The following is a 5,114-nucleotide window of genomic DNA, read 5'->3' on the forward strand; positions in this document are numbered from 1 at the left end:
CTTGCTTGACGCAAGTGCTCTGTCGAGAGAGAAATTGTTGCCGGCTGCGTGAGGTCGGACATGAAATCTTTGTCGGACACCTGCCGCGACAAAGCACCCACTGTCAGCTCAAGTCCCTTCTTTTACAAATACACCAATCTGGCAATTGGTGATTTTGCCTGCCGAGCCAGTGTACTGACGTGCCACCCCGCACGATGCCTTGCCCTGCTTCAAAAAGCCGGTCTCGTCGATCACCAGAACCGCGTCTTCATCGGAAAGCGTTCCAGCGCGTACTCTCGTACGATGTCGCGTAGCGCGTCGGCATCCCATCGTCCCCGGCCAAGGATCGCCTGCTGGCGCCACGGGCCTTGATCGCCGGCCGCCTCCGCTCTCATCCAACCCGTCTTGCGCGGCTCGTTGCCCAACAGTCCATCGAGAAACTGCCCAGCCGAGATCGCGACCCGATCCTGCGTAAACAGCGGACGAATCCGTTGCTTGGCTTCTCGCAACAAAGAAGCCCACAGCGTCAGCGTATCTTCGACCGACGCTCCACCAATCATCAAATCCCGAATCATGGTCGCCCATAGATTCAGAACCCTCCAAAAATTGCAACTGTAGTGCTAGGGTCTGTACCTAATTAGCGAACTCTGATTCCACGGGGGGACTTCGATGCGCAAAGGACTGTTCTGGCTCAACGACAAGCAATGGGCTCTGATAGAGCCGCATCTGCCAACGAACCAGACCGGACCGGTGCGCGACGACGATCGACGCGTCATCAGCGGTATCATTCACATGCACGGCGCACGCTGGCGCGATTGCCCGCCCGACTATGGTCCGTACACGACGATCTACAATCGTTTCAATCGCTGGGCCATCTGTGGACGGCTCCTGGTTGGCAAGGAGAATCTTCACTTTGCGGCGTTGGTCGGAGCGGCCATGTGTTCGGCCTGTTAGCGCGGTTCACGTGACCGCTGGCCATAATGCCCTCCGCGGATCAGGTCCCGGTCAAAAGCACGCATTCGAAGATGCCATGGCCCATGTGGGTTGTCCTGATCGCCGGATCGACCGGCGCTGCATTAAGTGCTGTTCGCCCTTCCAACCGTTACGTCACACCGGGATATCCGGCGCGTTTCCTTTATGCCGCGAGTGCGGCCGGCTCCCTGTAGCGCTCACCCCTGGCCATCATGGCCCATGCCATGCGGGCGATCTTGTTGGCGAGTGCGATCGCAGCAACCTTGGTCGGTCGACGCGCCAGCAGCTCCGTAAGCCAAGGCCGATGCCCTGTGCCATGGATCTTGGCATAGCGGATCACCGCGAGAGCGCCAGCCGTGAACAAGCTGCGCAAATAGCGATCACCTTGTTTGCTGATACTGCCAAGCTTGTCCTTGCCCCCGCTCGAGTTCTGCTTCGGCACGAGCCCAACCCAGGCCGAGAAATCCCGACCCGATCGGAAGGCCTTGGCATCGGCAACGCTCGCGACCAGAGCTGTGGCCAGCGCCGGCCCGACGCCGGGGATCGCGTCCAGCCGTTTGCTCGTCGCGCTTGATCGATGCCAGACGATAATGCGTCGGTCGAACTCCAGAATCTGAGCCTTCAGTGCCCGCAATTGAATGCCGAGAGCCGCAAGACATGCGCGGGCCACCTCCGGGAGCCGGCGGTCGGCTGTATCGGCGACGACTTCCAGCAATTGCTCGACACCCCGGCGCCCGACGGGAGCGACAATCCCGAACTCGGCAAGATACGCGCGGATCGAATTGATGACGGCGGTCTGCTGGCGAACGAACAGATGGCGCGCTCGATGAAGCATCAGGCCGCTCTGTTGCTCGACCGTCTTGGTCGGCACGAACCGCATGTTGGATCTCGTGACCGCCTCGCAAATCGCCTCCGCGTCGGTGGCGTCGTTCTTCTGCCGCTTGACGTAGGGCTTCACATAGGCCGGAGGCATCAACCGCACCGTATGCCCCAACGCCTGCAGTTCGCGGGACCAATAATGGGATGACGCGCAAGCCTCGATCCCCACCAAGCACGGTGACAACTTCTCAAAGAAGGACAGCACGAAACGGCGCTTGAGCTGGCGGCGGATCACCACCTGACTGGCTGCATCGACACCATGCACTTGAAAGACCGACTTCGCGATATCCAGACCAATCGTCGAAATTGACTGCATAGGCTGCTCCTCCGAATCGTGGGAGCCTCAAACGGCGCCCACTCCTTGGCACTCTCGTGCCCGTGGAGGAGCCGTCCACATGGCGTAATCGCGGGAGCGAGTCACCCCTGAATGAGTGGCTGTTCCCCGATAGGATGGAGATACGGGCTCACGACTGGACGCCGGGCCCAAGCATCGAATGGAGAACAGCCATGGAAGAATATATTGGTCTCGACGTGTCGATGAAAGAGACGGCAGTCGCGATCCGCCGAGCAGGTGAACGGATCTGGCGCGGCAAGTGCGCATCTGATCCCAGCATTATCGCCGAGCTCATCCGCAAGCGCGCGCCATCCGTGAAACGCGTCGTATTTGAGACCGGACCGTTGTCGGTATGGTTCTATCATTCTCTCCGAACCGAAGGGTTGCCGGCGATCTGCATCGATGCGCGCCATGCTAAAGCGGCGCTCGATATGGCGACGAATAAGACGGACGCAAACGACGCCGATGGCCTGGCGCAACTCGCGGAAGTCGGGTTCTTTCGTGAGGTGCGTGTGAAGGGATTCGACAGCATGCTGACCCGCACGCTTGTCGCAGCGCGGACGCGGCTGGTTCGAATCACTACCGAGCTTTCCAATCAGATCCGCGGCGTCATGAAAACCTTCGGTCTGCTCGTTCCCGCCGGAAAGGGAGGCACCTTCGAGAAGAATGTGCGGAGCCTTCTTGCCGACCAGGACAGACTTGCATCCATCGTGCTGCCGATGCTGGAAGCTTGGCGCGGCATTCGCGTCCGCGCCGCCGAACTCGGACGCCAATTGGTGCGGGACGCGCGCCAAAGTCGGGCTTGCCGCATTCTCATGTCAATTCCTGGAATCGGTGCGATCACCGCAACCTCCTTTACCACCGCTATTGAGGAGCCTGACAACTTCAGGAAATCCAGATCTGTTGGCGCGTGGATCGGCCTAACAACGCGCCGCTACCAATCCGGAGAAGTCGATTATGACGGCCATATATCCCGACGTGGCGACCGCCCTTTGCGAGGGCTTCTCTACGAAGCGGCAGCGGTCATTCTGACGCGCAGCTCAACTCACAGCACGCTGCGCACATGAGGGCTTCAGCTTCGAGAGAGGATCGGCTTCAAAAGAGCTGCCGTGGCTGTGGCCCGCAAACTGGCGGTAATAATGCAAGCGATGCTTAAGACCGGCGAGCTGTTTAACCCGAATGCCGGAGCCGCCGCATAAGTCCCGATCGCGTTCGGAACCCGAACGCCTAAGGCGTCCCTGCCGGGACGTGAGCCGAGCCATTCCGCTGATGCTGTTGCACTGCTGACCCAGCAAAGTGCGTCGTCCACATTGAAGGCTCGTCCCGCGAAGCTCCATCATGCGGCGGCTGATGCCGACCGCGAAGACAACCATGCACCCGGCAGTGTCTCCTCAGAGATTATATGCTTGACGCTTCGGCAGCGATTAGACAACAGCATCAAGCGCGGACATTGGCGGGCGATCTTTGAAGCGCTCGCCCGCTGCGGCAAAGACGGCGTGACTTTGTCCATCGACTCCACCACGATCAAGGCGCATCGCTCGGCGAGCGGCGGAAAAGGGGGGAGCATAAACAAGCGATCGGCCGCTCGCGCGGCGGGCGGACCACGAAAATCCACGCGCTGAGCGACCCTGACTGCAGACCTTGCGCATTTCATCTCACTCCAGGCCAGGACGCTGATATTGCCGCAGCGCCAGCCCTTTTGGAACTCGCGCCACCCATGTCTGCCCTCATTGGCGACAAAGGCTACGACGGCGACGGCTTTCGAGCCGAAATCGTCGATCGTGGTGCCAAGCCCGTCATTCCAAACAAATCCAACAGGGTCACTCTCCACAGCTTCAGCAAACGCGCCTACAAGGAGCGCAACGTCATCGAGCGCTGTTTCTGCCGCCTCAAGGATTTCAGGCGTGTCGCAACTCGCTACGACAAACTAGCCAGGAACTTCTTGGCTGCCGTCCATCTCGCCGCCATTGTTGCCTATTGGATCAATTGAGTCCGAGCCCTAATATTACGAGTTAAAGAGTTTTTCGCGCCCGGGCGCAGAATTGCTGCTCTATATCGGCCAACGTTGCTGAAATGCAGATTCTAAGGTCGGTACTAATCGTTGGAGACCGTAGCGGTCGGCCGCTCAAGCATTGAGCTGGGAATATTGGATGATTTCCGAGGTGTTTTTAACAAGAGGAACGGCATGACGTCTCGCTGCGACCTGAAGTGGACCCCGGGAGCAGGACCACTGACGCCGCCTTCTTAGTTGGAAGTCTCGCCGCTCCGATTTTCTGATATCAGGCCGCGAGGGCCTCTGTCTGCGTCTGTTGTTGAGGTTGTGGGCATGTGGGCAACGCCTCTTCGGCGTTGCATGTCCACAGCCTTTGCTGTAGCGCCGGCGCGCCAGACCGCCATCGGGGTGCGATAGCCGTGTGCCTGGTGCGGGCGCTCACCTGATTGCGGGCCTGCTCAACCGCAACGGCCTCAAGACGGGCAACGGCAACCGTTGGACCCGTGAGCGCGTCACAACCACGCGATCTTATCATCGGATATCCGTCTTCCGGCGGGCCGAGAATAGCGTCGAGCCATGGCTCAATCTCTCTGACGCCGCCAGGCTTCTCAAGGTCGCATCCAAGACGCTGCGCTTGGCCGCAGAAGCTGGTCAGATCGAAGCCGTCCACCCTCTGCCGGATGGGCCATGGATCTTCGCGCGCGCGGCCTTGACCACGGATGCCGCCTCATCCATCACCGAACGAGCGCGGCAGAACCCAAGATACGCATCCCGATCAACAAAGTCTCTTCTCTTCAACAACATAGACAAATGGGTGTTCTGATGCGCGATTGTACAACAAGGCTTGAGAACGCCCACGGGACCGTATGCCGTGAGGTTCTGTACCGGCATCACCCTTGGGCAGGCCGCGAGGTTTTCGTCCATGGTGTGATCGACAAGGCGGACGGCGTTGTTTTC

General features: G+C 59.7%; 2 protein-coding genes and 4 pseudogenes. 3 read left to right on the forward strand and 3 right to left on the reverse strand.

Translation table 11 applies throughout. The annotated features are described in order from the left end of the window. Positions 1-126: 126 nt before the first annotated feature. Positions 127-554, reverse strand: a pseudogene (locus GPL20_RS38340) (transposase); the annotation flags it as partial. Between the two features lie 94 nt (positions 555-648). Between GPL20_RS38340 and GPL20_RS38345 the strand changes: the two are divergent. Continuing rightward, positions 649-861: pseudogene (locus tag GPL20_RS38345) on the forward strand (transposase); the annotation flags it as partial. A gap of 253 nt (positions 862-1,114) precedes the next feature. Here the strand turns inward: GPL20_RS38345 and GPL20_RS38350 are convergent. Continuing rightward, complete coding sequence (locus GPL20_RS38350; protein ID WP_157337905.1) at positions 1,115-2,146, reverse strand: IS110 family RNA-guided transposase; 1,032 nt, start codon at positions 2,144-2,146, stop codon at positions 1,115-1,117. A 191-nt stretch (positions 2,147-2,337) separates the two neighbouring features. Between GPL20_RS38350 and GPL20_RS38355 the strand changes: the two are divergent. Together GPL20_RS38355 and GPL20_RS38360 are read left to right on the forward strand one after the other, a co-directional pair. Next, positions 2,338-3,363 (forward strand): annotated as a pseudogene (locus tag GPL20_RS38355) (IS110 family RNA-guided transposase). Between the two features lie 237 nt (positions 3,364-3,600). Continuing rightward, positions 3,601-4,154: pseudogene (locus tag GPL20_RS38360) on the forward strand (IS5 family transposase); the annotation flags it as partial. 654 nt (positions 4,155-4,808) lie between these two features. On the opposite strand, the gene GPL20_RS39245 reads toward GPL20_RS38360, so the two are convergent. After that, the coding region (locus GPL20_RS39245; protein WP_205751244.1) for a hypothetical protein at positions 4,809-5,114 on the reverse strand (306 nt) is incomplete at its 5' end.

The organism is Bradyrhizobium cajani (assembly GCF_009759665.1).
Lineage (GTDB): Bacteria > Pseudomonadota > Alphaproteobacteria > Rhizobiales > Xanthobacteraceae > Bradyrhizobium > Bradyrhizobium cajani.

Bases quoted from the DNA above. Each gene is read 5' to 3' on its own strand.
- GPL20_RS38350 (WP_157337905.1), bottom strand. From the start codon at position 2,146: ATGCAGTCAATTTCGACGATTGGTCTGGATATCGCGAAGTCGGTCTTT.